Source organism: Streptomyces sp. RLA012, assembly GCF_056270325.1.
The window spans coordinates 4,508,177-4,534,776 of sequence record NZ_JBWDPA010000002.1 but is presented as its reverse complement, the minus strand read 5'-3'; the positions used below and the strand labels follow the sequence as shown (position 1 = coordinate 4,534,776).

Here is a 26,600-nt window from a genome sequence, read left to right as displayed (position 1 = left end):
CCATAAAGGTGCATACCACTCGAACTTCTGCCGCCTTCGCTGCTCCTCACCGAAATGGGTGATTAATGGGATGTCGTCAAAGATTGCCGTAATTCTGCGACCACTCCCTAGAAGAGTGGGACCACATGGACGACCTTGACGGCCTTGACGACCTCGACGGCCTCGACGACATGGACCGCCGACTGCTGTCGGCACTCCACGCGTACGGCACGGATCCACGGGTCGCGGGCGTCGCGCGTGCCCTGTCCTGGAGCGGGGAGCACGGCACCCTGTGGCTCGTGGCCGGGTGCACGGGGGCGGCGGTCGACCGTGAGCGGCGCGGCGCGTGGCTGCGCGCCACGGCGCTCACCGCCGCCGCGCACCTCGCGAGCATGGGCGTGAAGCGGATCGTGCGCCGTCCACGCCCCGCGCACGTCGTGCCGCTGGTGCGCACGGCCGGACGTCACTCGTTCCCCAGCTCGCACGCCACGTCCGCGACGGCGGCGGCGATCGCCTTCGGAGCGCTCGGCGCCCGCCCGGTGCCCCCGCTCGCCGCCGCGATGTGCCTCTCGCGGCTGGTGGTCGGTGTCCACTACCCCTCGGACGTGGTCGCGGGAGCCGCCCTGGGGGCCCTGACGGCCCGTCTGGGCGCCCGTTGGATCGGGGTAGGCCATGGCTGAGCGCACGGTGCTCCTGGACCATCAGCCGACCGCCCAGGCGCCCGCGAAGAGAGTCCCCGGCCTCGCCCGAGGCCTTCTCAGGACCGCCCGCCCCCGCCAGTGGGTGAAGAACGTGCTGGTCGTGGCGGCCCCGGCGGCCGCGGGACAGCTCTTCTCCCGGCACGCGGCGATCCAACTCGCGCTCGTCTTCGTCCTGTTCACGGCCTGCGCCGCCGCCGTGTACCTGATCAACGACGCCCGGGACGCCGTCGCCGACCGCGCCCACCCGGTCAAGCGCCACCGTCCGGTCGCCGCGGGCCAGGTCCCCGTCCCGGTCGCGTACGCCGCGGGAGGCGTCCTCGGCGTCCTTGCCCCGACCGTCGCCGCCCTGCTGTCCTCCCCGGTCACCGCCGCGCTGCTCACCGCCTACCTCGGCATGCAACTGGCCTACTGCGTCAGCCTCAAGCACGTCCTGGTCGTCGACCTCGCCGTCGTGACGACCGGGTTCCTGATGCGGGCGATGATCGGCGGGCTCGCCCTCGGCATCCCGCTCTCCCGCTGGTTCCTGATCACCACGGGCTTCGGCGCGCTCTTCATGGTGGCGGCGAAACGGTACTCCGAGGCCGTCCAGATGGCCGGGCAGGCCGGTGCCACACGCGCGCTGCTCACCGAGTACACCACCGGCTATCTGCGCTTCGTCTGGCAGCTGGCCGCCGGTGTCGCCGTCCTCGGCTACTGCCTGTGGGCCCTGGAGGAGGGCGGTGTGCCCGGCGCGGGGGTGCTGCCCTGGCGGCAACTGTCCGTGATCGCCTTCATCCTGGCCGTCCTGCGGTACGCGGTCTTCGCCGACCGGGGCACGGCGGGCGAACCCGAGGACGTCGTCCTGCACGACCGCGGGCTCGCCCTGATCGGGCTGGTGTGGCTGGCGATGTACGGGCTCGCGGTCGTGAACTGGTGAGACTCGCGCAGCGGCCCGTCGCCGGGGAACTCCTGGGCTTCGCCACCGTCGGAGTCCTCGCCTACGCCGCCGACCTCGGCCTCTTCCTCTGGCTGCGCGGCCCGGTGGGATTCGACCCGCTCACCGCGAAGGCGCTGTCGTTCGTCGTGGGCTGCTCGGTGGCCTACACCGGCAACGCGCTCGGCACGTACCGGCACCACTCCGTGCGGGGGCCCCGGCGGTGCCCCGACTTCCTCGTATTCTTCGCCGTGAACCTCGCGGGAGCCCTCGTCCAGCTCCTGTGCGTCGCCGTCAGCCACTATGGCCTCGGGCTCACCTCGTGGCGCGCCGACACCGTCTCCGGTGCCGGAATCGGGATGGCGCTCGCCACGGTCCTGCGTTTTTGGGGTACCCGGACATTGGTTTTCCGAGGCGAGGGCAGAGTCGGATCATGGACTGGCTGAAGAAGATTCCCGGCGTGGGACCGTGGGTCACGCGACTGATGGCCACGCACGCGTGGCGGTCGTACGAGCGTCTGGACCGGGTGAAGTGGAGCCGGCTCGCCGCCGCGATGACCTTCATCAGCTTCGTGGCGCTCTTCCCGCTGCTGACCGTCGGCGCCGCGATCGCCGCCGCCACGCTCACCGCTCAGCAGCAGAAGCAGCTCCAGGACAACATCGCCGAGCAGGTGCCGGGCATCTCCGACCAGCTCGACATCAACACCCTGGTCCAGAACGCCGGCACGATCGGTCTCATCGCGGGCGCCGTCCTGCTGTTCACCGGCATCGGCTGGGTCGGCTCCATGCGGGACTGTCTGCGCGCGGTGTGGGAGCTGCCCGACAGCGACGAGAACGCCCTGCTGCGCAAGCTCACGGACGCCGGGGTGCTCGTCGGGCTGGGCGGCGCCGTGCTCGTCACCATCGGCGTCTCCACCGTCGCGTCCTCGCTGGTCGGCTGGTCGGCCCGGCACCTCGGCCTCGACGAGCACGGGTGGGGGAGCGTGCTGCTGCAGACCGGCGCGTTCGCCGTCGCCGTACTCGCCGACTTCCTGGTGCTCCTGTACGTCCTGACGCTGCTGCCGGGCGTCGAGCCGCCGCGCCGCCGGCTTTTCGTCGCGGCGCTGATCGGCGCGGCCGGTTTCGAGCTGCTCAAGCTGCTGCTCAGCAGCTATATGCGGGGGGTCGCCTCGAAGAGCATGTACGGCGCCTTCGGAGTGCCCGTCGCGCTGCTGCTGTGGATCAACTTCACCTCGAAGCTGGTGCTGTTCTGCGCCGCCTGGACGGCCACGGGGCACGACGACCGGTCCGACGGGCAGACGGACGACGCGTCGGACGAGCAGTCCGGCGCGGAGTCCGGTGGTGTCAGCGGCGCCGGCGCATCAGGTCCGGCAGCGGCCAGCGGCGGTTGACCAGGAAGACGGCGGCGGCGACCAGTACGAGCAGGCCGCCCGTGACGGCCAGGGCGATCCCGACGCCGCCGGAGCGGCCGTTCGCGGCGGCGGCCATCGGCCTCGACGACGCCTTGTCGCCCTTGGCCGTGTTGTCCCCGTCGGACGCGGAGCCGGTGGATCCGCTCGACGCGGTCGCGCCCGCCTGCGCGCCGGTGTCGACGCCCTCCGGCGGCACCAGCTCACCCACCGGCGTGACCTTGCCCGTGGCCTTGAAGCCCCAGTCGAGCAGTCGCGCGGCCTCCTTGTAGACCTCGTTGTGCTCGTTCTTCTCCGGGTTCATGACGGTGACCAGCAGCACCTTGCCGTTGCGCTCGGCGACACCGGTGAAGGTGGCGCCCGCGTTGGTGGTGTTGCCGTTCTTCACGCCCGCGATGCCCTGGTACGTGGAGATGTCGCTGTCGCCGGTCAGCAGTCGGTTGGTGTTCTGGATCTCGAAGGTCTCGCGGGTCGTTTTACCCTTGTCGTCCTTCTTCGTCTCTCCCGGGAACTTCGCCCGTACCGTCGAGCAGTACTCCCGGAAGTCCTTCTTCTGCAGCCCGGAGCGGGCGAACAGCGTCAGGTCGTACGCCGAGGACACCTGCCCCTTCTGGTCGTAGCCGTCGGGGCTGACCACATGCGTGTCGAGGGCCTGCAGATCCTCGGCGTGCGCCTGCATGTCCTTGACCGTCTGGTCGACGCCGCCGTTCATCGCGGACAGCACGTGCACGGCGTCGTTGCCCGAGCGCAGGAACACGCCGAGCCACAGATCGTGCACGGTGTACGTCTCGTCCTCCTTTATCCCCACCATGCTGGAGCCCGCGCCGATGCCCGCGAGGTCGGTGACGGTGACCTTGTGCTCCTGCGTCCTGGGGAACTTCGGCAGCACCGTATCGGCGAAGAGCATCTTCAGGGTGCTCGCCGGAGGCAGCCGCCAGTGCGCGTTGTGGGCGGCCAGGACGTCACCGGACTCGGCGTCGGTGACGATCCAGGAGCGCGCGGTCACGTCCTTGGGCAGCACCGGGGCGCCCGCGCCGAGACTCACCTGGGTCCCGGCCCGGCCCAGCCGCACTCCGCCCACGGTCGACATGCCCGCCGGGGGAGTGGCGCTCGGGCTCGCCGTCGGTGTCGGTGTCGATGTGGTGGTGGGTGTGGGTGAGGACGATGGCTTGTCCGCGGCCAGGACCGGAGCGGTCGTCAGCGAAAGGGACAACAGGGTGGCAGATGTGACCAGTAGCGATCGCTCGATGGTCTTGTTGGTGGCGGGCACGGTCGAGAAAGTACAGGGCCCCGGTCGGGAAGTCCCAGCACCCTGCCCACCCCGGCGCCGGTTCCCGGCCGACGACGGCGATACTGGACCCATGAAGCTCAGCCGCCCCGTCTCCTGGTTCCTGCTCGCCTTCGGGGTGTGGAGCTGGGTCATCTGGATCACTTTCGTCAAGAACCTGTGGAAGGACGGCAGCGGGCTCGCGTTCGACGACGCAGGGGATCCGACGGCGTACTTCTGGGTCCACCTGACGCTCGCCGTCGTCTCCTCTGCCTTGGGGACGGTCGTCGGGGGCATCGGGTTCCGTGGACTGCGCGCATTGCGCCAGACGTCATAGCAACGGGGGATACGGGGGACAGGGCGTCGTGGTCATCGTCTTCGTGCTGGTGGGTCTGGTCGTCCTGGCCGTGGTCGTAGGGCTGTACTGGTACGTGTGGCGCCGTCTGGTGCGGGACACGACGTCCGGCCCCGGGCTCGCCCGGCACGCGGGCACGGTGGTCTTCGTCGCCGGGCCCGTGCTGATGATCGCCGCCGTCGCGGCCGAACGCGCCGGCGCGCCCTTCTGGCTCCAGCGGGTGCTGGCCTGGCCGGGGTTCCTGTGGATGGCGCTGTCGATCTACCTGCTGCTGGGGGCGGTGGCGGGCGAGGCCGTACGGCCACTGCTGCGCCGCTTCGTGGAACGGCGGACGCCCGCCGCCACAGCCGTGCCGAGCACGACCCCCGCGCCGAACACGGCACCCGTACCGAGCGCGATCCCCGTACCGCGGGGGGAGCCGGTGCTCCCGGCGGGAGCGGCTGCCGAGGAGCCCGCCCCCGCCGAGCCGCCGCGGCCCGTGCCCGGCAGCGCTCCCTCGCGTCGGCTCTTCGTCGCGCGCGCCGTGGGCGGGGCCGCCGCGGCCGTCGCCGTGGGGACCGTCGGGTACGGCACGTACGGCGTGCTGCGGGGGCCTCGGGTGAAGCGGGTCACCGTGCCGCTGGCCAGACTGCCGCGCTCCGCGCACGGGTTCCGGATCGCCGTCGTCAGCGACATCCACCTCGGGCCCGTCCTGGGCGAGGACTTCTGCCGGCGGGTCGTCGACACGATCAACTCGACGCAGCCCGATCTGATCGCGGTGGTCGGGGACCTGGTCGACGGCAGTGTGAAGAACCTGGGGCCCGCCGCCGCGCCGCTCGCACGGCTGCGGGCGCGGCACGGCAGCTACTTCGTCACGGGCAACCACGAGTACTTCTCCGGCGCCGAGCAGTGGGTCCGGGAGGTGCGGGAGCTGGGGCTGCACCCGTTGGAGAACGCGCGGACGGAATTGGCCGGATTCGATCTCGCGGGCGTCAACGACATCGCGGGGGAGCGCGAGGGGCACGGGCCCGACTTCGGCAGGGCGCTGGGGGACCGGGACACCTCGCGGGCCGTGGTGCTGCTCGCCCACCAGCCGGTCCAGATCCATGACGCCGTACGGCACGGGGTGGACCTCCAGCTCTCCGGGCACACCCACGGCGGACAGCTGTGGCCCGGCAACTACATCGCCGAACTCGCCAATCCCACGGTCGCGGGCCTGGAGCGGTACGGCGACACCCAGCTGTACGTCTCGCGGGGCGCGGGCGCCTGGGGGCCGCCGACCCGGGTGGGCGCGCCGTCCGACATCACGGTCGTGGAACTGGCGTCCCGGCAGGCCTGAGCGCCGGGGGCGACAACTCCGCGGGGAGCCTGTGGGATTGCTGTGAAACGGGGCTGAAACGCCCTTTCCCAACACCTCGTTTCATTCTTCGGGTATCTCTTCCCTCCGGCGAAACACCTGTGGTTGGGTGATCCGCGTCACTGGGGAGTGGCACGGGGAGCGGTACGAGGCGTGGCCTGGGGAGGGGCGCCGATGCGATCGGTTCGCATACGGATTCTCGCGGTGCTGGTGGTACTGGCGGCCGCAGGAGTGGGCGGCTGGCAGTTATTGCCGTCGCGGGACGACAACAACCGGACGATCACGGTCGGGACGACGGACGCCGTCACCTCGCTCGATCCGGCGGGCGCCTACGACGCGGGCTCCTGGGCGCTGTTCAGCAATGTGTTCCAGTCACTGATGACGTTCGAGCCGGGCGGCGCCGCCCCCGTGCCGGACGCGGCGAAGAGCTGCGGGTTCGTCGGCAGTGGGCTCACGACCTACCGATGCGAGCTGCGTGACGACCTGACCTTCCCGAGCGGGCGCAAGGCGACCGCCGAGGATGTGAAGTTCTCCTTCGACCGGGTCAAGGCCATCAACTCCGAGGTGGGGCCCGCGTCCCTGTTCAGCACCCTCGGCTCGGTGGACGCGAAGGGGCTCACGGTCACCTTCCACCTCTCCTCGCCGGACGCCACCTTTCCCTTCAAGGTGGCCACCGGCGCCGGGTCGATCGTCGACGACACCCGCTACCCGAAGCGCTCCCTGCGCACCGGCACCGGCGCAGACGGCACCGGACTGTACGTCCTGAAGTCGTATACGAAGGACAAGCGGGCCGTCCTCGCGCCCAACAAGCACCACCGGGGCGCCGTCAAGGGGAGCGGCAGCCCCACCGTGCTGCGCTACTACGCCGACCCCCAGACGCTGGCGAGCGCCTGGACGGCGAAGAAGATCGATGTCGCCACGCGTCAGCTGCCGCCGACGACGCTCGCCGCCCTCTCGCCGAGCGACCCGGACCAGCACGTCACCGAGGCCGACAGCGCCGAGACGCGCAACCTGGTCCTCAACGTCCGGGCGGGCTCGCCGCTGCACAGCCGCCTGGTACGGCAGGCCGTCGCCGCGCTGATCAACCGCGAGGAACTGGTCGGCCAGACCTACAAGGGGACGACCGATCCCCTGTACGGGCTGATCCCGGCGGGGATCACCGGGCACTCGACGTCGTTCTTCGACGCCAACCCCAAGCCCGACGAAAAGAAGGCGAAGGCCCTGCTGACCGAGGCCGGGGTGTCGCTCCCGGTGCGCTTCACCTATGGGTACGCCGAGGGGCGCGGCGCCGCCGGTGAGGAGGCGGCCGAGCTCAAGGGGCAGCTGGAGGCGGGCGGTCTGTTCAAGGTGGAGACCAAGGGCTACGAGTGGACCGACTTCCAGAAGCGGTACGCGGAGGGCCGGCTGGACGCGTGGGCGGTCGGCTGGGTCGCCGACTTCCCCGACCCGGACACCTTCAGCACCCCGCTCGTCGGCACCGGCAACAGCATGAAGAACGGCTACAGCAACAAGGACGTCGACCGGCTGATTCAGGACAGTCAGCAGTACGAGGACCGCAGCCGTACGTCGGACGACTTCCAGTCGCTGCAGGGCATCGTGGCCCGCGATGTTCCCCTGATTCCCCTCTGGCAGCGCAAGGACTATGTACTCAGCAGTGAGGACATCGGAGGCGGCCAGTATCTGTCGGACGGGACCGGTGTCTTCCGCCTCTGGCGGCTGAGCTGGATATGACACGTGACGTGATCTCGCGGGGTGGGCCCGCACCCCGGTGACATCGTGCTCTCGCCCAACGCAGCACCATGTGTGCACTATGTGCCGGAGGTGTGCGCGGGGTGAGGAGCTGAGGTGTTGAGACGCAACTCGTTCCGGCTGCCCCTGCACCCGGCGTCCGTCGGACTCGCCCGGCGCCGGGTGCGCGACCATCTCGTGGACTGGGGCCACAGCCCCGAGAACCCCGCCCTGGCGGATGCCGTCCTGCTCGTCTCCGAGCTGGCGACCAACGCCGTACGCCATGGATCGCTCGCCGAGCGGGAGTTCGAGGTCGCGGTGACCGCCCTCGCCGACGGCTCCTGCTTCATCGAGGTCTCCGACGAGGGCTTCGCCGAACCACGGCTGCGGCCGGTCTCCGAGTGGGAGGAGACCGGCCGTGGGCTCCACCTGGTGGAGAGCATCGCCGTGGCGTGGGGGGTGTGGAGCCGGGGACGTCACGGCAAGACCGTGTGGGCCCTGGTGTCCTCGGCTCCCTGAGTCAGGACGTCATTCGATTCATCACGTCATCCAGTTCATGACGTCATCCGAGCCGTTAACTCATCATGGTTTCGGGGTCGAGCCGTACGCCGTCAGGAAGCGGTCGCGGAACGCGTCCATCTTCCAGACCGGGGTGTCCTGCTTCGGCTGCAGACCGTCCGCCCAGTTCCAGTCGGCGATCTTGTCGAGGACCTTGGGGTCCTTGGCGACGATCGAGACCGGCACGTCACGGCTGGCGTGGTTGCCGCTCACCCGGGAGATCGGCTGGTGGTCGCCCAGGAAGATCAGCACGGTGTTGTCGTTGCCGTACTGCACCAGGTAGTTGATCAGGCTCGACACCGAGTACTGGATGGACTTGCCGTACTCCACCTTCGACTTGGCGGAGTCGGTGATGATGTCGGCGGCCTTCTTGCCGGCCTTCTCGATGGCGTTGTAGATCGAGCCGTCGCCGACCTGGTCCTGGGGGACCAGCTCGGGGATCGGCGCCCAGGGCTGGTGGCTGGAGGTCAGGATGATCGTCGACATCAGCGGCTTGTCGTGCTTCTTGCTGTGCACAAGACGCTCGAACGCGGTCAGGGCGTACTGGTCGGGCATGGTCGACCAGCTGAACTTCGGTCCCTTGTAGCCGAGTTTGCGGGAGTCGTAGAGCTTGTCGATGCCATAGAAGCTCTGCTCGGGCCAGGCCTTCTGGACGCCCGGCATGACGCCGACGGTGTCCCAGGCGCCCGTCTTCTTGAAGGCGCCGGGGAGGGTCAGGCGCTCGCCGGCGGTGACGGTGCGGTAGCGCTGCTGGTTGCTGATCCACAGGCCCGACAGGAAGGTGGAGTGGCCCAGCCAGCTGCTGCCGCCGTACGTCGCCGAGGTGAGCCAGCCGCTCTTCGCCGCGAACCCGGCGTCGGTCAGCTTCTTGTTCTCGGCGGTGAGCGTCGCGTCGACGCCCGGGGCCATGACCGGGTCCTCGATCGCGCTGCGGCCGTAGCTCTCGATGAAGGTGATCATCATGTCCTTGCCGCGCAGCCCGGTGAGCAGCTGGTCGGGCGGGGTGTTCGCGAAGACGTCCTTCTTCGCCACCTTCTTGAACGCCGCCTCGTCGCGCAGGGTCTCCTGCGCCCGCTGCATGCGTTCCTGCACCAGCCCGGCCGTGTGCTCGGAGGCGATGGGCACACCGGAGAACTGCACACCGAGGGAGGTGCAGGTGATCCAGACGGTGCCGAGCACCAGGGTGGCGCGCGTCGCCCTCGCGGTGTGCCGGGACAGCAGCCCGCTGAGCCGCACGACCGCCAGAGTGGTGAGGGCGAGCAGGACGATGACCAGGGCCACGACGGCGACCGTGGCGCCGATCGCGCCCTTCTCGCCGAACGTGTCCTTGAGGTACGCCAGCGCGTCGCTGAACAGACCCCAGTCGAGGATCACGTTGAACCCTCGCCCCAGGTACTGCTTGAAGCCGACGTCGAGGAAGCTCAGGATCGTCATCGCACCGAGCGCGAGCCCGGACAGTGCCGCCACCACCAGCCGCGGCCTGCGCGGCAGGACGATCAGGACGGCGGCACCGAAGATCGCCTCCACCGGGACGCGCACGAACGAGGACGGCCTGAAGTCCTCCGGACTGTTCGGCATCAGGAGGGCGATGAACACGAGCGCGGCGGCGAGGATGTTGATGGTCCAGGACAGGCCCCGGGCCGCCACCGGGTACTTGTCCCGCCACCCGCGCCAGCGCCCACGGCGGCCGGGAGTGGTCACTTCGCCGGGCGCGGCACCGGCGGGTTCGTCCGCGGGGCTGCCGGTGGGGGTACCGGTCGAGGTGCCCTCGGCGGTCGGTTCGGCGGGGGCCGGTTCCGGCTTCGCCGTGTCGACGGGTGCTTCCTCGGCCGGGTTGTTCCCGGCGGATACCTTTTCAGCCTGTTCGTCGGCCTGTTCGGCGGCTTGTTCGTCGGGCTGTTCGGCGGCTTGTTCGTCGGGCTGTTCTTCGACCCGCTCGTCGGCCGGTCCGTCGGTGGCGGTCGTTTCGTCGGCCGGTTCGTTCTCGGCGGTCGCCGCCTTCGCCTCCGGCTCCGCTTCCGCCGCTTCCGCCGCTTCCGCCGCCTCCGGCGCTTCCGCCGCTTCGTCGTCGGCGGATGCTTCGTTTGCCGGTTTCTCCTCGGCGGGAGCGTTGTCCGCCGGTGGTTCGGCCGCGGGTACTTCAGCCGCGGGTACGTCCTCCGTGGCGTCCGGACCGGATTCCGAGAGGCCGTCCAGTGCCGTGGCTTCCTCTGAGGGCGCCTGGTCCCCGTCCGGCAACTGCCGAGAGCTCGTTTTGAACGACAACCCGAAGGTCCTTCCTTGCGAAGCCCAGTGGTGGCGCGGCGGACCAGGCTAAGTAGGTCGGGGCCGCCTGCTTCTGTGTACGGCACCTTGGCGGCCGGTGTTCAATGTCCCAGGTTTGGTTATGTTCAAGCGGATCACCGCATTTGTTCAAGCAGGTCAGCGCGCGGGTAGCGTCACCGTCACGGCGAGTCCCTCACCCGGCGCCGTACGTATCACCACGTCACCCCCGTGCGCGGTCACCACTCCCTGCACGATCGCCATCCCGAGCCCGCTGCCCGCGCCCCCGCCCGCCCGGAAGAACCGGTCGAAGATGCGCGTCGCGTCGTTCTCCGCCAGCCCCGGCCCCTCGTCCGCGACCCACAGCCGTACGATCCCGTCCTCGCGCTCAAGACCGAGCCGCACCGGCACCTCGGCGGGTGTGTGGGTGCGTACGTTGGCCACGAGGTTGCCCAGGACCTGCCGCAGTCCCGACTCGTCGGCGTGCACCAGCAGCGTGCCGTCGGCGGCCACGGTCACCGGGCGCCCCGGCTGCTGGGCCCGCAGGTCCTCGGCCGCGTCGCGCACGAGGCGGCTCAGGTCGACGTTCTTGAAGCGCAGCTCGGGGCTCTGGTCGAGGCGGGCCAGGGTGAGCAGTTCGTCCACGAGCCGTCCCATACGGTCGGCCTCGGCGTTCATCCGGTCCCAGGCCCGCTGCCGCTCACCCGGCTCGCGCAGCATCCCCTTCTCGTACAACTGGAGGTAGCCGCGGATCGCCGACAGCGGGGTGCGCAGCTCGTGCGAGGCGTCCGCGACGAACCGGCGCAGCTGGGCGGCGCTGCGCTCGCGCGTCCGGTACGCCGATTCCACCTGGTGGAGCATGGAGTTGAGGGCGAGCCGCAGTTGCTCGACCTCCTGGGTCGGATGGTGGCTGGAGGGTACGCGGCGGGTGAGGTCTCCCTCCGCGATCGCCGAGGAGGTCTCCACCATGTCCTCCAGCGGTCGCATCCGCCGGCGCACGCTGATCATGGTCAGTACGGCGAGCAGTGACAGCAGCTGGGTCCCGACGGCCAGGTCGAGCTTGAGCGCCTTGGCGATGCCCTTGTGCAGCGCGTCGGTCGAGGTGGCGAACAGCACGTATGTGCCGTCGGCGAGCCGCGCGCCGGTCGCCCGGTAGGAGGCGCCGTGCACGGTGATGTCGCGCAGCCCGCTGCCGTGGACGAAGGCGCTCGGGTCGTCCACCGCGACGACGAGCGCGCGCTGGGTGTCGGTCGGCTTGAAACCGCCGACGCTGACGGTCCGGCCGCGGCTGTCCACGGCCGCGACGATCGAGTCGGGCTTCGCGGACCTGTCCATCTGCGGGCCCAGTCGATCGCGTACGAACGCCAGAGCGGTCAGGGAGTCGATCTGGCGCAGGGTGAGCTGCGAACCGGCCAGGGAGTCCCGTGTCTTGGCGAGATCCGTGTCCACCTGGTCGAGCAGATAGTGCCGCATGCCCATCAGGCTGACGGCGGTCGCCACGATGATGCCCAGGGCCAGCAGCCCCACGTTGGCGAGCGTCAGCTTGCCGCGCAGTGAGTGGATCCCGTGGTGACGGCGACGGGGGATGGTCACCCGCACGGGGACCATCCCGCAGACCGGGGGCTCGGTGCGGGAGGGGGCGTCCGTACCGGCCAGGGGCTCCGTACCGGCCAGGGGCTCCGTACGGGCCGGGGTTTCCGTGTGCGCGGGGGTTTCCGTCCGGGCCGGGATTCCCGTGCGGGCCGGGACCTTCGCGCGAGCCGCGGACCGTACGCGAGCCCCGGACCGTATGCGAAGCGCCGACCGTCCGCGAGTCGCTGACCGTATGCGGGTCGCGAAACCCAGGACGCCGGTCGTGGTCGTCAGCCGGGCCGCGAGGCCCGTGCGTGGGGTGGGCCTCATGCGAGCCCGTACCCGACGCCCCGCCGGGTCTGGATCACCGGCGGTCCGAGCGGTTCGAGTTTGCGCCGCAGATAGCTGATGTACGTCTCCACGACGGTCGACTCGGCCGAGTGCTCGTACTGCCACACATGGCGCAGAAGCTGCTCCTTGGACACGATCCGCCCGCCGTTGCGGACGAGGAAGCGCAGCAGGGCGTACTCGGTCGGAGTGAGCTCCACCGTACGGTCCCCGCGGTGCACGGAGTACGTCGTCTCGTCCAGCTCCAGTTCGCCGTAGCGCAGCGGCGGCCGCTGTGGCAGCACGTCGTCGGGGCGGGTGCGGCGCAGTACGGCCGTGATCCGGGCGACGACCTCGTCGATGTTGAACGGCTTGGTGATGTAGTCGTCACCGAAGCCGAGCGCGCCGACGATCTCGGCGGGCGCGTCCCGCGCGGTGAGGAAGACGATCGCCAGGTCCGGCCGGCGCGCGCGCAGTTCACGGCCCAGCGCCCGCCCGTCGCCGTCCGGCAGCATCACGTCCAGCAGCGCCAAGTCGATGGGGGTCCCCCCGCTCGAGCGAAGCCGAGAGTGGGGGAGGGTGCGCTCGGCGAGCATGAGCGCCTGGCGGACGGTGCCCGCGGTCATGACCTCGAAGCGGTGGTAGCGCAGGGCGATGGCGAGGACGTCCGCGATGCTCGGCTCGTCCTCGACGACGAGAATGGTGGCCCCCTCGTGAGCGGTCATGCCCCCCAGTATCCGTGCGCCGGTCGCGCTGGGGGGCGGCTCCTGCTTTGGAGTTCCTTGAGAGTCATGCGGAGGTGGTGTCGCCGCGCGAGCGCTTCGGTCGATGGTTGGTCCAGGACCTGGGGGACCAACCGACAATCGACCGACTAAGGAGCGTTGAGCGTGGCGACATTGGCACGGTGGTGCTATCAGCACCGGCTGGTGGTCCTGTTGCTGTGGCTGGGGGCGCTGTTCGGGCTGGGGGCCGCGGCCTCGACCGCGGGCACGGATTACGCGAACGTCTTCTCCCTTCCGAACACGGACTCCAAGCGCGCGTACGACCAGATGGAGAAGGCCTTCCCGGAGCGCGCCGGAGACACCGACACGGTGGTGTGGAAGGTGGACACGGGAACGGTCCGGGACCAGTCCGTACAGTCCCGGATCCAGCCCGCGCTGGAGAAGATCGGCAAGATGGCGGGGGTCGGCGGCGTCACCAGCCCGTACGCGGGCGACCGGGGCGCGGCCCAGATCAGCGCCGACGGCAAGATCGCCTACGCCCAGGTCACCTTCGCCGAGCAGGCGAACGCGGTGCCCAAGGAACTGGTGCAGGACGTGGTCGACACCGCGCAGGGTGCCGAACGCGGCGGTCTGCACGTCGAACTGGGCGGGCAGGCGATCCAGCGGGTCCAGGAACCGCCCACCGGACTCGCCGAGATGATCGGCGTCCTGGCCGCGGCGGTCGTCCTCTTCCTCGCCTTCGGCTCGCTCTTCGCGATGCTGCTCCCGATCGGCATCGCCATCTTCGGGGTGGGCACGGGCCTGTTCTCCACCCAGCTGCTCAGCCATGTCACCTCCGTACCCGATCTGGCCCCGCTGCTCGCCACCCTGATCGGCCTCGGCGTCGGCATCGACTACGCGCTGTTCATCGTCACCCGGCACCGGCGTGGCATCCTGCGCGGCATGGCACCGGAGGAGTCGGCGGTCACCGCCCTCAACACCTCCGGCCGGGCCGTGCTGTTCGCGGGCGGCACGGTGTGCATCGCGCTCGCCGGGATGCTCGTGACGAACCTGCGCTTCCTGGACGGCGTGGTCATCGGCACCTCGCTCACCGTGGTGTTCAGCGTGCTCGCGGCGGTCACCCTGCTCCCGGCGCTGCTGGGCTTCCTCGGCCCCCGGGTGCTCAGCCGCCGCCAGCGGCGCAAGCTCGCCGCCGAAGGCCCCGAGCCGGAGCGGGCCAGCGGCTTCGCGGCACGCTGGTCGGCGAGCGTCCAGAAGCGCCCGCGCTCGATCGCCGTGATGGCCCTCGTCGTCATGGCGATCCTCGCGATCCCGGTGCTGTCGTTGCGGCTCGGCGCCACCGACCAGGGCAACAACGACGCCTCGACGACGACCAGGAAGGCGTACGACCTCCTGGCGGAGGGCTTCGGCCCCGGCTTCAACGGCCCGCTCCAGGTGGTCTCCACCAGCGGTGACACGGACACGCTGGTGCGGGGCATCCGAGCGACCTCGGGCGTCGCCCAGGTCGCCGCGCTGCCGCCCGCGCAGGGCGTCACGGTGATCCAGGTCGTACCGACCACGTCACCGCAGTCCGAGGAGACGGACCAGCTGATCGACACCCTGCGGGACAAGGTCATCCCGGACGCGGGGGCACAGGCCCATGTCGGCGGTGTGACGGCGATCTCCAAGGACTTCTCGACCGTCACGGGTGACCGGCTGCCGCTCTTCATCGCCACCATCATCGGCCTGGGCTTCCTGCTCCTGATGGTCGCCTTCCGCTCCCTGGTGGTGCCCCTCACCGCCGCCCTGATGAACCTGATCGCGGCCGCCGCGTCCTTCGGCGTCCTCGTCGCGATCTTCCAGTGGGGCTGGGGCCTGAGCCTGCTGGGCCTCGGCAAGGAGGGCCCGATCAACGCCTTCCTGCCCGTCATCATGCTCTCCCTGCTCTTCGGCCTGTCGATGGACTACCAGGTGTTCCTGGTGAGCCGGATGCACGAGGAGTGGGTGCACACCAAGGACAACGCGCGGGCGGTCCGGGTCGGCCTCGCGGAGACCAGCCGTGTCATCAACTCCGCCGCCCTGATCATGGTCTGCGTGTTCCTGGCCTTCGTCCTGAGCGGCGACACGGGGGCGGCGATGGCGGGCGTGGGCCTCGCCGCGGCGGTCGCGCTCGACGCGTTCATCCTCCGTACGGCGCTGGTGCCGGCCGCGATGCATCTGCTGGGGAACTCGAACTGGTGGCTGCCGGCCGCCATCGACAAGCGGCTGCCGCACCTGGCGGTGGAGCCGGCTGAGGAGGCGGAGCCGCTGCCGCGGGCTTCGGCGGGGGGCTCGACGGTCGTCCACGGCTTCGTCCGCGACGCGGAGGGCGTGCCGGTCGACGGGGCGGTCCTCACGCTGCTCACCAAGGGCGGACGTCAACTGGACCGGGTGACCTCGCTGGCGGACGGCTCGTACATCGTCTCGGTGCCGACCCCGGGCACGTACCTGCTGTCGGCGACGGCCTCGTCGTACGGCGCCCGCGCCCGGCACGTCATCGTGACCGACGAACCGCTGGTGCACGACCTGGAGTTGACGGAGGGGGAGGTGGACGCCGTCAATTAGCCTTCGGCTGCCCGGCCTTGAGGATTTCGTCGACGTCGAGGGTGACCTTGGCGCCGATGGAGTCGGGCAGGGCGACGACCTCTCCGGGGGCGTGGACGCGGTGGCTCGCGTACGTGTCTGCGGAGAGGTCGGTGAGCACGTGGAGACGCTGGTGCTTGCGGTCGACGATCACGTAGACCGGGATCTTTGCCTTGGCGTATGCGCCGACCTTGGCGCGGAGGTCGTTCTCGTAGTTGCTGGAGGTGACTTCCAGGACGAGACGGAACGCGATCGGGTCGTAGCAGTTGTTCTCGACGAGGTGATCTTCAAAGTCGACGTCGACGACTGCGAGGCCGGGGATCGCATAGTCCTCGGCACCGGTGGGGAGCCAGAGCCCGAGTCCTTCGAGTACTTCGGTCTTGTCGCCATCCAGACCGGCGGCGACGAAGGGGCGCCTCAACCTGGACAGAGCGCGGGCGTGGGAACCGTTGGCAGGCGGGGTCACGGTGATCGAGCCTCCGATGATCTCGACGCGGTACCCCGGATTGCGGTCCATGAGCCGGTTCGCCTCGGCGATCAGCGGCCGGTCCTCGTGCGGTCGCTCGACAGCTGCTGCGGACATCACGTGCCTCCCATGGGCTGGTGTCGAGAACATCATCGTAGGCCGCATCCCTCCCCCATGCCCCGTATCACCGGCTTCACCCGATCGTGGATCCCCGCCCCGGATCCGGCAGCAGCTTCGTCATCCCCGGCAGGAAGTCCGCGAACAGTTCGTGCACCTCGTGGACGAGCGGTCGCAGCACCCGGAAGCGGGCCAGTGAGACACCCCGGGTGGTGATGCGGGCGCCGCGCTCGGCGAGCCGGTAGCTGCGTTCGCGCCCCTCCGTGCGGTCGAAGACCCAGTAGAGGACGAGCCCCATCTGCGACAGCCACATCAGCTCGGGCAGGACGTCCTTCAGCTCCTCCGGAACCTTCGCCTTCGACCCGGCGAGCACCTCGCGGTGCAGGGCGATGGCCTCCTCGCGCGGGCCCGTCGACTCGGGGGAGAAGGGGCTGAGCGGGCTCTCCGGGTCGGCGGCGTTCTTGAAGAACTGCGCCGCGAACTCGTGGTACGGCTCCGCCACGTCCAGCCACGCCTTCAGCACCCCCGCGATCCGCGCCTCCAGGTCCTTCTCGCGCTCCAGGACCGGCCGGACCGCCGCCTGGTGCTCGGCGCCGATCCGGTCGTAGAAGCCCTGGATCAGGTGCTCCTTGCCGGCGAAGTAGTAGTACGCGTTGCCGACGGAGACCCCGGCCTCCTGGGCGATGGCCCGCATGGTCGTCTTGTCGTACCCCCGCTCCTGGAACAGCCGCAGCGCGGTCTCCAGGATCAGGGCGCGGGTCTGCTCGCTCTTCGCGGGCCCCTTTTCCTGGGCCTTTCCGGGCGCGCTCGGGTCGTCCGGGCCGGGGCTGTCTGTCGGTGCTGGCACGGGAACAGAGCCTAACGAGTGGAACAGGAGCCGTCGTCACAGCCGGGAGGCAGGTACAACCACCCGATGCTCGGCTCGTACGCCCACCCGCCACCCGACCACCGCCCCTCGACGAGGCGCTGCGCGCCGCCCCTCCGGATGTCCCCCCGCCGGTACGCGCCCCCGCCCCGCCCCTGCCGGGCGTGCGCGGAGCGCCACTTCGCGGCGGCGAGCATCGCGCCCTTGGCGAGCCGGGCCCCGGCCGGGGTGCTCAGCCGGTGGGCGAGCGGCCGGTGTTCGCGCAGCGCCCAGAGGCAGACGACCCAGGCGTCGGCCCCGCGGTAGACCTGACCGCCGTCCCCGACGACGGTGATCTCGTCGAGGGTGGCGCCGTGGTCGAGGGCGGGAAAGAGCGCCCGGGCCTCCTCCGAACCGGCCGGCACGAGCCGCAGCGGCACCAGCTGGGCCTGCCTGTCCAGCCAGTCGCGCAGGAAGCCGCACAGCGAGCACTGCGCGTCGTAGAGGACGGTGAGCCCGAGGACCGGGACGCGCGTGGCGTCCCGGTCGCGGGTGGCCCCGAGGCCGGTCACGGTGCTCATGCCCCGGCCGCCGGCGCGACCCAGTCCGTCGGTGCGACGGGCGGCAGCTGCTCCCGCTCCATGACGCCCCGCCGCCGGATCTTGTTGAGCACGTACACGTTGCCGAGGTGCATGACACCGAGGACGAGCAGGACGACGCCGAGCTTGGTCGACAGGGCCTCGAAGACCCCGCGGACGTTGGCGATGTCGCCGTCGTCGCCGTTCAGGTAGAGCGCGACGAAGCCCAGGTTGACCAGGTAGAAGCCCACCACCAGGAGGTGGTTGACGGCGTCGGCGAGCTTCTCGTTCCCGTGCAGCACGTCGGCGAGGAAGATCCGTCCGTTGTGGCTCAGCGTGCGCGCCACCCAGACCGTCAGCGCGATGCTGACCAGCAGATAGATGACGTACGCGACGACCGTGAGGTCCATGTCCCCACCCCTTATTGAACGCGTTCAAAACGCTGTCGAGAAAGAATGTAGACCTGCTTTTGAACATGTTCAAGTCAGGGTGGGGTGAGCGGGGTCACGGCTGGTCGCGGCCCAGTTCGGGCCTCTTGCCGTAGTCCGTGAAGCCGATGACGTTGCCCCAGGGGTCGGCGATCTCGACGGTCCAGCCGGTGGCGACGGGGAAGGCCGGGGCGAGGGGCTGGATCCCGGCGGCGGCCAGTGCGCCGGCCGCGGCCCGCGCATCGCGGACCTCCAGCCACACCCGCGGCGAGGCCCACACGGGCTGGCGCTGACTGAGCTCGTCCTCCAGGCGCAGCAGCAGCCCCGGCGTCTCCTTGCCGACCTTCAGCAGCGCGATCCCGGCCTCGTCGAGCCGGAACGCCAGCGGGAACCCGGCCCGCCCGTAGAACTCCACCGCCGCGCCGAGGTTCCCGACGGGCAGCAGGACGTTGTCGAGGCCGAGCAGCTCGTACGACTCTTCATCTGACATGCCATCAGATTAGGTACGGGTCCCGCGGGGAGCTCGGGGGCTGACCGTGGGGGTCACTCATTGGGGGGAGGCGGGTGTCATCCCCCCTGGGTACGCTGAACGGAGAGGCGAGACTCCGTCGCATGGGAGCAACCATGAGCGCCGCATCCGAGAACGGGCTCGACGACGAGCCGCCGTACCGCTGGCCGATCCCGCCCGTCGAGGGCTGGACCGCGGACGACCTCGACCGGATTCCGGGCCTCCCGCCGCACACGGAGTTGATCGACGGGAGTCTCGTTTTCATGAGTCCGCAGACCGCCTTCCACTCGCGCTGTATGCGTCTGCTGGAGAACAGCCTTCTGGATCAGGCTCCGGACCATCTCGATGTCATGCGGGAGATGACCATCAAACTGGATACGAGTAATCGTCCGGAGCCGGACGTAGTGGTCTTCCCGGTGACGGCGAACACCGGGTCCAGGCAGACCTGGTACAAACCTGAGGACATCATCCTGGCTGTCGAGGTGGTCTCCCCGGACTCTCGCGAGCGTGACCGGGAGGTGAAGCCCCGAAAGTACGCCACCGCGGGGGTGCGGCACTTCTGGCGGGTCGAGGAAGACGACGACAAGGGCCTCCCCGTCGTCTACGTCTACGAACTGGACCCGGCCACGAAGACGTACGGCCTCACCGGGATCTTCCACGACCGGCTCAAGGTCACCGTGCCCTTCGATGTCGAGATCGACCTGACGGCCATCAACCGGCGACGAGGCTGACGGCGGGGCCGGGCTCCCGGTCCGTCAGGATGTGCAGACGTTCTTCAGCTCGTCGGCCGCTTCGTTGATCTTGCTTGAGTCCGGGTCGGTGTCACCGTTCAGGATGGCTTTGTTGTAGTCCGCGACGGCCTTGTCGAGTTTGTCGACCGCCTTGTCGACCTTGCTGTCGTCCGCCTTGTCGCCGGTCTTGTCGCCGATCCTGTCGAGGTTCTTGTTGATGGTGTCGATGGACTTGTCGGTCTGTGCGGGGTCCTTCGCCGCGTCCAGACCGGCTTGATCGATCGCCTTGAGGCTGTCGGCGATCGTGTCGGCGTTCGACAGGCAGTCCAGCGAGTTGTCGACGTCGTCGCAGCCGGTGGCGAGTCCGGCGGTCAGGGCGACGGCGGCCACGGTGGTGGCGAGTGCGGCGGTACGGCGTCCACGTCGGCGGTTCGCGGCCATGGGACGGCCCCTTTCAAGGGTCGGTTTTCGAGAGTCGGGTATTCAAGGGACGGTCGGTCAGTACCAGGGCTGGTCCATGGCCGCCTCGGCCGCCTTCTTCCGGCGCCCGGCGATGAGACCGCCGGCCGCGCCCAGCGAGACCAGACCCATGCCGGCGGCCGTGGCGATCCCCTTCACGCCGTCCATCGTGAGGTAACAGAACGCGGCCACGCCGCCGTTGAAGAGGAACAGGAACCAGAGCGTGGACGGCTTCGACAGGAACGCCTTGACCTTCGGCTTCTTCGCGATGCGCGAGCCCGCCAGCAGTGAGACGGCGACACCCGCGTACGTGGCCACGTTCTGCTGCGTGCCGTCGAGGGCGGCGCCGGAGGCCGTGCTCGCGGCGAGACCGCCCACGAAGAACGCAGAGCAGCAGGTTGGCGATGAACGACTTCACCGCGGCGAGCAGCGACTTCACGGGGCTGTCCTTCTGGAGGGGGGCGAGGTTGTGTTGCGGTCCGTGGATCTGTTGCCATCCGTGAACCGGCTGCGATCTCTGCCCTCTACGATCCCGGCGGGCGCCGACCGCCACGAGGTACCGGCCTCCCGAACCGATGGTGTAGCCCGTTACACCATGGGCCGGACCGCCGGGGAGGGCGAGGACGGTGACGCGCCGTGATTGTCAGTGGTGGCTCGTACTGTTCTCGGCATGGGAATGGTGATGTTCGTCGACGAGACGACCGGCGGGGACCGGGGCGCGGGCTGGGGGCTGGAGATCGCCGAGGAGCGGCTCACAGCACGTGAGTTGATTCGGCGGCGGGTCTTCCAGGAGGTCGCCGAGTACAACGCGCGGATGCCGGGGGTGTTCCAGGGGCTCGTGCAGCCGGAGGACACCGAGCGGGTGCTGAACGGGTACGCGTTGCGGACGCCGCGGCGGATAGATCCCCGGGCCCAGACCGAGCTGGCGCTCAAGGCGTTCGCCGGCAACGGGTTCCTGGTGCTCGTGGGGGACCGGCAGATCACCGAGCTCGATGAGCAGATCGAGTTGGCCATCGGTACGGAGGTCACGTTCCTGAAGCTCGTCGCCCTGGTGGGTGGCTGATGAGGACCCCCGCGTCCCACGCGGGGCGGATCCGCAACCGGGTGGCCGAGGGCGACCTGGGCAAGCTGGCCGACCAGGTCCTGATCGCGGCCGAGGACGACGGCGGCCCCTGGAGCGGCGGCTGGGGCGACATCATCGGCATCCTGGCCGGGCTGTCTCCGCGGCAACGCGAGGGTCTCGCCCGGGAACTCGCCGAGCGCTACCCCGAGATGGTCGCCGACCCGGACGCCCGGGCCAGCGCCCTGATGCTGCACGCCCATGTCTCGAAGGACCTCCCCGGCGACCGACTCGCCGCCGAGCGGCGCGAGGTGCTGGACGCCATCGGCAGGGGAAGCTCCCGCTGGTACACGGAAGCGTACGACGTGCTCGCCGAGACCGAGCTGGCCACCGGCCGCCCCCTCACCCCCGCCGTCGTTGCCGTCTTCCGCCGTGCGGCGGTGGAAGGGTACTGCACCCCCTCCCTCGCCGACCTGGCCAAGAAGCTCCACGACCCCGTCCTCAACGTCGGCGAGGAGTGGGCCGAGCGCGCCATGGAACAGATCACCGGGGCGGACGGCGACCCCTGGCACGCGCTGCTCGCGCACGCCGCCACCGCCACCGCCGCCAAACCCACCGCCAAGTGGGACAAGCAGGCCCGCGTCCTCGTCGACACCCTCGGTGCGGACCACGTGCGGGAGACCGTGGTGTCCTGGCTCGTCCTCGTCGGCCGGCCCCGCACCTTCCCGCTGGAGGGGCAGTCGTGGGAGCCGCACATCAACAGCGTCTACGACCCCTACAACGCCACCGCCCTGCGCGGCCTCGCCTGGCTGCTCTCCCTGCTGCCCGCACACCCCGACACGGCCCGGACACTCGGCGCACTCGTCGAGACCTCCCTCAAGAAGGTCGCCGGAGTCGGCCCCCGCAACCCCAAGGTCGCCAACGCCGGGGTGATCGCCCTCTCCCGCATCGACAGCGCAGCCGCCCTGGCCGAACTGGCCCGGCTCGCCACCCGGGTGACGTACAAGACCACCGCGAAGCTGCTCGACGGCGCGCTGGAGACGCGGGCCACCGTGCTCGGGCTGAGCCGCGAGGAGATCGAGGAGCTGGCCGTCCCGGCGTACGGGCTGACCGAGGTGGGCCGCGCCCGCCACCCGCTCGGCGACGTCACCGCCCTGCTCGACGTCCACGGCGGCAGGACGGTGCTGAGCTGGCGCAGCGCCGCCGGCAAGGCCGTCAAGAGCGTGCCCGCCGCCGTGCAGCGCCACCACCCCGACGAGCTCAAGGAACTCAAGGCCGCGGTCAAGGACATCGACAAGATGCTGTCGGCCCAGAGCGAGCGGCTCGACCGGCAGTTCCTCGCCCGGCGGAGCCGGCCCTACGCGGCCTGGCGGGAGCGCTGTCTCGACCATCCCCTCGTCGGCACCCTGGCCCGCCGCCTCCTGTGGATCGTCGACGGCACGCCCGTCGGATTCGCCGACGGAGAGTTGCGTACCCTCACCGACGACCCGGTGAGCGGCGGCTCGGAGGTCGAGATCTGGCATCCCGTCGGACGCGACCCCGCCGAGGTCGTCGCCTGGCGGGACTGGCTGGAGCGGCACGCCGTCACCCAGCCCTTCAAGCAGGCCCACCGCGAGGTGTACCTGCTCACCGACGCCGAGCGCACCACGGGCACGTACTCCAACCGGTTCGCGGCCCACATCCTGCGCCAACACCAGTTCAACTCCCTGGCCGCGATCAGGGGTTGGCGCAACAAGCTCCGCCTCTGCGTCGACGACGAGGCACCGCCCGCCAGGCGCGAACTGCCGCAGTGGGGGCTGCGCGCCGAATACTGGATCGAGGGCGAGGGTCAGGACCACGGCGAGGACACCACCGAGTCCGGCAGCTATCTGCGGCTCCGCACCGACCAGGTGCGCTTCTACCCGATCGATGCCCCGGACAACTCGGCCCACTGCTGCGGCGGTGAGTACCGCATGCGGCTGCCGGACGGGCAGCACCCCGTCGAGCCGCTGCCCCTCACCGAGATCCCTCCCCTCGTCCTCTCCGAAGTCCTGCGCGACGTCGACCTGTTCGTGGGGGTCGCCAGCGTCGGGAACGATCCGGCCTGGCAGGACGGCGGGCCCGACGGCCGCTTCCAGGAGTACTGGACGTCGTACGGCTTCGGCGAGCTGAACCAGAGCGCCGAGACCCGCCGCGCCCTCCTCGACCGGCTGATACCCCGGCTCGCGATGGCCGACCGCTGCACCGTGGAAGGCCGCTTCCTGCACGTCAAGGGCGAGCGCCACACCTACAAGATCCACCTGGGCTCCGGAAACATCCTCATGACCCCGAACGACCAGTACCTGTGCATCGTCCCGAAGACCGGCGGCACGGCGGCGGGGACCGGTTACCTCCCCTTCGAGGGCGACCGCACCCTCGCCGTCATCCTCAGCAAGGCGATGCTGCTCGCCAAGGACACGGAGATCACCGACCCGACCATCCTCAGTCAGCTCTGACCTGGGATCCTGTCCCTGGGAGAGGGCGATGGGGAGACTTTGGGGGCAGTGAAGTTGCGCAGCGTCACAGAACTGAGAGTTCAGCCGTGCCCGGAGTGCGGAGCGGAGATTCGAGCCGATCGTCGCTTCGTCGCGTGGTGCACGGCCTGTGACTGGAACGTGGATCCCGCCGGCCCGGATGAGAAGCCGAGGAAGCTGGAACGGCTCCGGCGGTCGCTGGCCCGGCGTCACGGTGAGAGGCTGCTGTCCGAGGTGTCGGCCGGTGGGGCGCTGCTTCCGCGGCGCGACGTGGCGGGAGCCCTGGCGTACGTCATCGCGCTGGCCGTGCACGCGAGCACGGTGGCGCTGGTCGTCGGCGGTGCCCTGCTGGTGATACTCGGATGGGGTAGCGCGCTGCCGGTGCTGGGGGCGTCTCTCCTGCTGCCGGCGTGGGTCCTACGGCCCCGCTTCGGACGGCTGCCCGACGACGGGCCCGTGCTGCACCGGACCGAGGCACCCCAACTGCTCGCCTTGATCGACGAGGTGGCCTCGGTCGTCGGCACCACCGGGGTGGACACGGTGGTCGTGACGTCCGACGTCAACGCGGGCGTGATGACCTACGGACTGCGTCAACGGCGCCTGCTGACCATCGGACTCGGGCTGTGGGAGGTCACGACCCCGCAGCAGCGGATCGCGCTGCTGGGACACGAGCTCGGTCACTATGCCAACGGGGACGTTCGGCACGGGCTGATCGTCAAGAACGCGCTGCAGTCGCTGGTCAGGTGGTACTGCATGGTGGAACCGATCCGGGACCCCGGTATCCCGGAGCTGGTGCTCAACGTGCTGTATCTGGTGCCCCGTGGGGCTGTGTACGGATTGCTGATGCTGCTCGATCAGCTGACCCTGCGCGCCGCTCAGCGTGCCGAGTACCTGGCGGATGCCGCCGCCGCCCAGGTCGGTTCCACCGATGCCGTCGTGGGCCTCATGGACCGGCTCCTCGTCGTCGACTCGGCGGAAACCCTGCTGCTCCGCGAGGCCAACGCGGGCCAGGTGGTGCGGGCTCCGGGGTCGGACGATCGCGAGGCGTGGCGCGGCCTGTGGGATCGGCTGGCCGCACATGTGGACTCGATACCCGAGCACGAGTACGAGCGTCAGCGGCGCGTCGGAGTCCTGCGCGGCCACAGCGTCGACTCGACCCACCCACCGACCCATCTGCGCCGGTCCGGCCTGCTCGCCAGGCCCACCGTGGTCGCCATGGTGGTCGCGAGCGCGGAGCGGCAGCAGGGCATCGCGAGCGAACTGGCCCCGGCCCGGCAGCGCGTGGCCCGCCAGATCCTCGGACGGTAGAAGCCCCGGGGCCACGGCTCCCGGTCGGCGCTCGGCTCGTCCGGAGCCGGCGGTGAGCGTCCGCGCGAGCCAGGTCGCTGGCGCTGGGCTCTCCTGTTTAACTCAGAGGTATGGACCACGTCTCGTTCATTGTGGTGGCAGTCATCGTTGCGGCGTTGGCCTTCGACTTCACCAATGGCTTTCACGACACGGCGAACGCGATGGCCACGTCCATCGCGACCAAGGCGTTGCGGCCCAAGGTCGCGGTCCTGATCAGCGCGGTACTGAACATCGTCGGTGCGTTCCTGTCCACGGAAGTGGCGAAGACCATCTCGAACGGCATCGTGAACGACGCTCTGGTGACGCCGGCCATGATCTTCGCGGGGCTGGTCGGTGCCATCCTGTGGAACCTGTTGACCTGGCTGGTGGGTCTGCCCTCCTCGTCCTCGCACGCCCTGTTCGGGGGATTGATCGGTGCCGCGTGGGTCGGGGCGGGTGGCTCCGCCATCAACTTCTCCGAAGTGGTCGAGAAGATCATCATTCCCGCGGTCGTGTCGCCGTTCGTGGCCGGCACGGCCGCGCTGATGGCCACCTACGCGGCCTACCGGATCACCGTGCGCGCCCGCAAGGGCACGGTGACGCGTGGCTTCCGGCTCGGCCAGACGGCCTCGGCTTCGCTGGTCTCACTCGCGCACGGTACGAACGACGCGCAGAAGACGATGGGGGTGATCACCCTCACCCTGATCTCCGGCGGCGCGCTCTCGTCCGGCTCGGGGCCACCGCTGTGGGTGATCATCACCGCGGGGCTCGCGATCGGCATGGGCACCTATCTGGGCGGCTGGCGGATCATCCGGACGATGGGCAAGGGTCTGACCGACATCGAATCCCCGCAGGGCTTCGCGGCCGAGACCTCCTCCGCCACCGTCATCCTCACCTCGGCGCACTTCGGCTTCGCCCTGTCCACCACCCAGGTGTGCTCGGGCGCCATCATCGGGGCCGGGGTCGGCAAGCGGCTGGCCAAGGTGCGGTGGGGAACGGCCGGGCGGATGGCGATCGCCTGGCTGGTCACCCTGCCGTCGGCCGGCCTTGTCGGCGCGGTCGCGGCGGTGGGGGTCACCCAGGGCGGGAATCTCGGCGTCGCGCTGGTGGCCCTGTGCGCGCTCGCCCTGGCCGCGGTCATCGTCGTACTGGCCCGACGCAATCCCGTCACCGCGGGCAACGTCAACGAGGCCAAGACGGTACGGGTCGGTCCCGTGGTGCAGACGGGCGGGGGCGCCGCCCGGTGAACTGCCGGCCGAACCGAACCAGTGCGGCGCGCAGTTGTCGGCGAGAGCGGAGTTGTCGGCGAGATAAGGAAGGCAGGTCGGGATGAATCTGCATTGGAGCGCACTCGGCCAGGTGGTCGTGGTGGGAGCGGGAGCGGCACTCGCTGTCGTCGTCGTCTTCGCTTTCGGTGTGGCCGCGCTCTCCCAGCGGGACACCGCACGCGAGCACGGCGCGGCCGGGAGGGGCGCGCTCGCGGCTGCCGGAACGTGTTTCGCGGCCTGTGCCGCCGCGGTGCTCTACGGGATCTACCTCATCGTTCCCCAGTTCCACCGGTGATCCCGACCGGGTCCGCCGACTACCGCGCGGCCTGGCGGCAGGCCTCGATCGCGACGGCGCCCGGCACGGCCTGGTTCAGATCGACGGCGCAGCTTCTCTGGTCGCCCACCAGGCCGACGTAACACGCCATCCGGACGGTGTCCGTGACGTCGTAGCCCTGGTCCTGGACATAGTTCTGGCAGTCCGAGATGTCCGCGTGGGCGGCCGGGGCGGCGACGACGGCGCCGCCCAGGGCGAGGGCCAGGCCGGCGAGAATGCTGGGTACACAAGCCGAACGACGCATGGGGACGCACCTGCTC

General features: G+C 70.1%; 27 protein-coding genes. 15 read left to right on the top strand and 12 right to left on the bottom strand.

The genetic code is table 11. From position 1 onward, the window contains the following. The first annotated feature begins 125 nt into the window (after positions 1 to 125). From RV986_RS20480 to RV986_RS20465, 4 genes are read left to right on the top strand one after another with little or no spacing between them, the layout of a single operon-like run. A complete protein-coding gene (locus tag RV986_RS20480; RefSeq protein WP_475918810.1) occupies positions 126 to 659 on the top strand; it encodes a phosphatase PAP2 family protein in 534 nt (177 codons plus the stop codon). Further along, the gene (locus tag RV986_RS20475) at positions 652 to 1,596 is read left to right on the top strand and encodes a decaprenyl-phosphate phosphoribosyltransferase (RefSeq protein WP_475918809.1); all 945 of its coding nucleotides are present in this window, start codon (positions 652 to 654) and stop codon (positions 1,594 to 1,596) included. The genes RV986_RS20480 and RV986_RS20475 overlap by 8 nt, the downstream gene beginning before the upstream one ends. Beyond that, positions 1,593 to 2,039 carry a GtrA family protein gene (locus tag RV986_RS20470; protein ID WP_475918808.1) on the top strand — a complete coding sequence of 149 codons (447 nt, stop codon included), beginning with the start codon at positions 1,593 to 1,595 and terminating at the stop codon, positions 2,037 to 2,039. The genes RV986_RS20475 and RV986_RS20470 overlap by 4 nt, the downstream gene beginning before the upstream one ends. Continuing rightward, positions 2,027 to 2,983: a YihY/virulence factor BrkB family protein gene (locus tag RV986_RS20465; protein WP_475918807.1), complete on the top strand. Its 957-nt coding sequence runs from the start codon at positions 2,027 to 2,029 to the stop codon at positions 2,981 to 2,983. The genes RV986_RS20470 and RV986_RS20465 overlap by 13 nt, the downstream gene beginning before the upstream one ends. On the opposite strand, the gene RV986_RS20460 is transcribed toward RV986_RS20465, so the two are convergent. Further along, complete coding sequence (locus RV986_RS20460) at positions 2,937 to 4,271, bottom strand: D-alanyl-D-alanine carboxypeptidase family protein (RefSeq protein ID WP_475918806.1); 1,335 nt, start codon at positions 4,269 to 4,271, stop codon at positions 2,937 to 2,939. The genes RV986_RS20465 and RV986_RS20460 overlap by 47 nt on opposite strands. A gap of 91 nt (positions 4,272 to 4,362) precedes the next feature. Between RV986_RS20460 and RV986_RS20455 the strand changes: the two genes are divergently transcribed. The 4 genes from RV986_RS20455 to RV986_RS20440 all read left to right on the top strand — a co-directional run bounded on the left by RV986_RS20455 (position 4,363) and on the right by RV986_RS20440 (position 8,206). Continuing rightward, the gene (locus tag RV986_RS20455; protein WP_475918805.1) at positions 4,363 to 4,605 is read left to right on the top strand and encodes an SCO4848 family membrane protein; all 243 of its coding nucleotides are present in this window, start codon (positions 4,363 to 4,365) and stop codon (positions 4,603 to 4,605) included. Positions 4,606 to 4,633: 28 nt separating this feature from the next. After that, on the top strand, positions 4,634 to 5,941 hold the full coding sequence (locus tag RV986_RS20450) for a metallophosphoesterase (RefSeq protein WP_475918804.1): 1,308 nt from the start codon (positions 4,634 to 4,636) through the stop codon (positions 5,939 to 5,941). Between the two features lie 192 nt (positions 5,942 to 6,133). After that, a complete protein-coding gene (locus tag RV986_RS20445) occupies positions 6,134 to 7,690 on the top strand; it encodes an ABC transporter substrate-binding protein (protein ID WP_475918803.1) in 1,557 nt (518 codons plus the stop codon). Between the two features lie 114 nt (positions 7,691 to 7,804). Continuing rightward, on the top strand, positions 7,805 to 8,206 hold the full coding sequence (locus tag RV986_RS20440; protein WP_475918802.1) for an ATP-binding protein: 402 nt from the start codon (positions 7,805 to 7,807) through the stop codon (positions 8,204 to 8,206). Between the two features lie 63 nt (positions 8,207 to 8,269). On the opposite strand, the gene RV986_RS20435 is transcribed toward RV986_RS20440, so the two are convergent. From RV986_RS20435 to RV986_RS20425, 3 genes are all read right to left on the bottom strand, one after another. After that, on the bottom strand, positions 8,270 to 10,510 hold the full coding sequence (locus RV986_RS20435; protein WP_475918801.1) for a sulfatase-like hydrolase/transferase: 2,241 nt from the start codon (positions 10,508 to 10,510) through the stop codon (positions 8,270 to 8,272). A gap of 156 nt (positions 10,511 to 10,666) precedes the next feature. Next, complete coding sequence (locus RV986_RS20430; RefSeq protein WP_475924352.1) at positions 10,667 to 12,115, bottom strand: sensor histidine kinase; 1,449 nt, start codon at positions 12,113 to 12,115, stop codon at positions 10,667 to 10,669. A 290-nt stretch (positions 12,116 to 12,405) separates the two neighbouring features. Then, on the bottom strand, positions 12,406 to 13,131 hold the full coding sequence (locus RV986_RS20425; protein WP_475918800.1) for a response regulator transcription factor: 726 nt from the start codon (positions 13,129 to 13,131) through the stop codon (positions 12,406 to 12,408). Between the two features lie 171 nt (positions 13,132 to 13,302). Here RV986_RS20425 and RV986_RS20420 point away from each other — a divergent pair, with 171 nt between their 5' ends. Next, positions 13,303 to 15,711 (top strand): MMPL family transporter, encoded by a 2,409-nt coding sequence (locus tag RV986_RS20420; RefSeq protein ID WP_475924351.1) that lies wholly within the window; start codon positions 13,303 to 13,305, stop codon positions 15,709 to 15,711. Here RV986_RS20420 and RV986_RS20415 read toward each other — a convergent pair. The 5 genes from RV986_RS20415 to RV986_RS20395 form a co-directional block, all read right to left on the bottom strand. Continuing rightward, positions 15,704 to 16,312: a Uma2 family endonuclease gene (locus tag RV986_RS20415; protein ID WP_475918799.1), complete on the bottom strand. Its 609-nt coding sequence runs from the start codon at positions 16,310 to 16,312 to the stop codon at positions 15,704 to 15,706. The genes RV986_RS20420 and RV986_RS20415 overlap by 8 nt on opposite strands. A 76-nt stretch (positions 16,313 to 16,388) precedes the next feature. After that, positions 16,389 to 17,159 (bottom strand): TetR/AcrR family transcriptional regulator, encoded by a 771-nt coding sequence (locus RV986_RS20410; RefSeq protein ID WP_475918798.1) that lies wholly within the window; start codon positions 17,157 to 17,159, stop codon positions 16,389 to 16,391. Between the two features lie 11 nt (positions 17,160 to 17,170). Beyond that, a complete protein-coding gene (locus RV986_RS20405) occupies positions 17,171 to 17,737 on the bottom strand; it encodes a thiol-disulfide oxidoreductase DCC family protein (protein WP_475918797.1) in 567 nt (188 codons plus the stop codon). Then, a complete protein-coding gene (locus tag RV986_RS20400; protein ID WP_475918796.1) occupies positions 17,734 to 18,144 on the bottom strand; it encodes a hypothetical protein in 411 nt (136 codons plus the stop codon). Before RV986_RS20400 ends, RV986_RS20405 begins: the two co-directional genes overlap by 4 nt. A gap of 94 nt (positions 18,145 to 18,238) precedes the next feature. Next, positions 18,239 to 18,652 carry a VOC family protein gene (locus RV986_RS20395; RefSeq protein WP_475918795.1) on the bottom strand — a complete coding sequence of 138 codons (414 nt, stop codon included), beginning with the start codon at positions 18,650 to 18,652 and terminating at the stop codon, positions 18,239 to 18,241. A 134-nt stretch (positions 18,653 to 18,786) separates the two neighbouring features. On the opposite strand from RV986_RS20395, the gene RV986_RS20390 reads away from it, so the two are divergent. After that, complete coding sequence (locus tag RV986_RS20390; protein WP_475918794.1) at positions 18,787 to 19,401, top strand: Uma2 family endonuclease; 615 nt, start codon at positions 18,787 to 18,789, stop codon at positions 19,399 to 19,401. A 24-nt stretch (positions 19,402 to 19,425) separates the two neighbouring features. Here the strand turns inward: RV986_RS20390 and RV986_RS20385 are convergent, their stop codons facing one another. After that, positions 19,426 to 19,842, bottom strand: a complete 417-nt coding sequence (locus RV986_RS20385; RefSeq protein WP_475918793.1) for a hypothetical protein — start codon at positions 19,840 to 19,842, stop codon at positions 19,426 to 19,428. Between the two features lie 57 nt (positions 19,843 to 19,899). Next, complete coding sequence (locus RV986_RS20380) at positions 19,900 to 20,238, bottom strand: hypothetical protein (protein ID WP_475918792.1); 339 nt, start codon at positions 20,236 to 20,238, stop codon at positions 19,900 to 19,902. Between the two features lie 292 nt (positions 20,239 to 20,530). On the opposite strand from RV986_RS20380, the gene RV986_RS20375 reads away from it, so the two are divergent. From RV986_RS20375 to RV986_RS20355, 5 genes are all read left to right on the top strand, one after another. Next, positions 20,531 to 20,923 carry a hypothetical protein gene (locus tag RV986_RS20375; protein WP_475918791.1) on the top strand — a complete coding sequence of 131 codons (393 nt, stop codon included), beginning with the start codon at positions 20,531 to 20,533 and terminating at the stop codon, positions 20,921 to 20,923. Continuing rightward, complete coding sequence (locus RV986_RS20370; RefSeq protein WP_475918790.1) at positions 20,923 to 23,394, top strand: DUF4132 domain-containing protein; 2,472 nt, start codon at positions 20,923 to 20,925, stop codon at positions 23,392 to 23,394. Before RV986_RS20375 ends, RV986_RS20370 begins: the two co-directional genes overlap by 1 nt. Before the next feature lie 159 nt (positions 23,395 to 23,553). After that, a complete protein-coding gene (locus tag RV986_RS20365; protein ID WP_475918789.1) occupies positions 23,554 to 24,720 on the top strand; it encodes a M48 family metallopeptidase in 1,167 nt (388 codons plus the stop codon). A gap of 110 nt (positions 24,721 to 24,830) precedes the next feature. Next, entirely contained in the window at positions 24,831 to 25,985 is a 1,155-nt protein-coding gene (locus tag RV986_RS20360; protein WP_475918788.1) for an inorganic phosphate transporter, read from the top strand. A gap of 82 nt (positions 25,986 to 26,067) precedes the next feature. Further along, positions 26,068 to 26,301, top strand: coding sequence for a hypothetical protein (locus tag RV986_RS20355; RefSeq protein WP_475918787.1), 234 nt, complete (start codon positions 26,068 to 26,070; stop codon positions 26,299 to 26,301). A 19-nt stretch (positions 26,302 to 26,320) separates the two neighbouring features. On the opposite strand, the gene RV986_RS20350 is transcribed toward RV986_RS20355, so the two are convergent. Beyond that, positions 26,321 to 26,584, bottom strand: a complete 264-nt coding sequence (locus RV986_RS20350; protein ID WP_475918786.1) for a hypothetical protein — start codon at positions 26,582 to 26,584, stop codon at positions 26,321 to 26,323. Positions 26,585 to 26,600 lie beyond the last annotated feature (16 nt).

Excerpts from the sequence above, each read along its gene's own strand:
- RV986_RS20480 (WP_475918810.1), top strand. The coding sequence starts at position 126 with ATGGACGACCTTGACGGCCTTGACGACCTCGACGGCCTCGACGACATG.
- RV986_RS20475 (WP_475918809.1), top strand. The coding sequence starts at position 652 with ATGGCTGAGCGCACGGTGCTCCTGGACCATCAGCCGACCGCCCAGGCG.
- RV986_RS20465 (WP_475918807.1), top strand. The coding sequence starts at position 2,027 with ATGGACTGGCTGAAGAAGATTCCCGGCGTGGGACCGTGGGTCACGCGA.
- RV986_RS20455 (WP_475918805.1), top strand. The coding sequence starts at position 4,363 with ATGAAGCTCAGCCGCCCCGTCTCCTGGTTCCTGCTCGCCTTCGGGGTG.
- RV986_RS20445 (WP_475918803.1), top strand. The coding sequence starts at position 6,134 with ATGCGATCGGTTCGCATACGGATTCTCGCGGTGCTGGTGGTACTGGCG.
- RV986_RS20430 (WP_475924352.1), bottom strand. The coding sequence starts at position 12,115 with ATGGTCCCCGTGCGGGTGACCATCCCCCGTCGCCGTCACCACGGGATC.
- RV986_RS20425 (WP_475918800.1), bottom strand. The coding sequence starts at position 13,131 with ATGACCGCTCACGAGGGGGCCACCATTCTCGTCGTCGAGGACGAGCCG.
- RV986_RS20415 (WP_475918799.1), bottom strand. The coding sequence starts at position 16,312 with ATGTCCGCAGCAGCTGTCGAGCGACCGCACGAGGACCGGCCGCTGATC.
- RV986_RS20405 (WP_475918797.1), bottom strand. The coding sequence starts at position 17,737 with ATGAGCACCGTGACCGGCCTCGGGGCCACCCGCGACCGGGACGCCACG.
- RV986_RS20400 (WP_475918796.1), bottom strand. The coding sequence starts at position 18,144 with ATGGACCTCACGGTCGTCGCGTACGTCATCTATCTGCTGGTCAGCATC.
- RV986_RS20395 (WP_475918795.1), bottom strand. The coding sequence starts at position 18,652 with ATGTCAGATGAAGAGTCGTACGAGCTGCTCGGCCTCGACAACGTCCTG.
- RV986_RS20390 (WP_475918794.1), top strand. The coding sequence starts at position 18,787 with ATGAGCGCCGCATCCGAGAACGGGCTCGACGACGAGCCGCCGTACCGC.
- RV986_RS20385 (WP_475918793.1), bottom strand. The coding sequence starts at position 19,842 with ATGGCCGCGAACCGCCGACGTGGACGCCGTACCGCCGCACTCGCCACC.
- RV986_RS20375 (WP_475918791.1), top strand. The coding sequence starts at position 20,531 with ATGGGAATGGTGATGTTCGTCGACGAGACGACCGGCGGGGACCGGGGC.
- RV986_RS20370 (WP_475918790.1), top strand. The coding sequence starts at position 20,923 with ATGAGGACCCCCGCGTCCCACGCGGGGCGGATCCGCAACCGGGTGGCC.
- RV986_RS20360 (WP_475918788.1), top strand. The coding sequence starts at position 24,831 with ATGGACCACGTCTCGTTCATTGTGGTGGCAGTCATCGTTGCGGCGTTG.
- RV986_RS20355 (WP_475918787.1), top strand. The coding sequence starts at position 26,068 with ATGAATCTGCATTGGAGCGCACTCGGCCAGGTGGTCGTGGTGGGAGCG.
- RV986_RS20350 (WP_475918786.1), bottom strand. The coding sequence starts at position 26,584 with ATGCGTCGTTCGGCTTGTGTACCCAGCATTCTCGCCGGCCTGGCCCTC.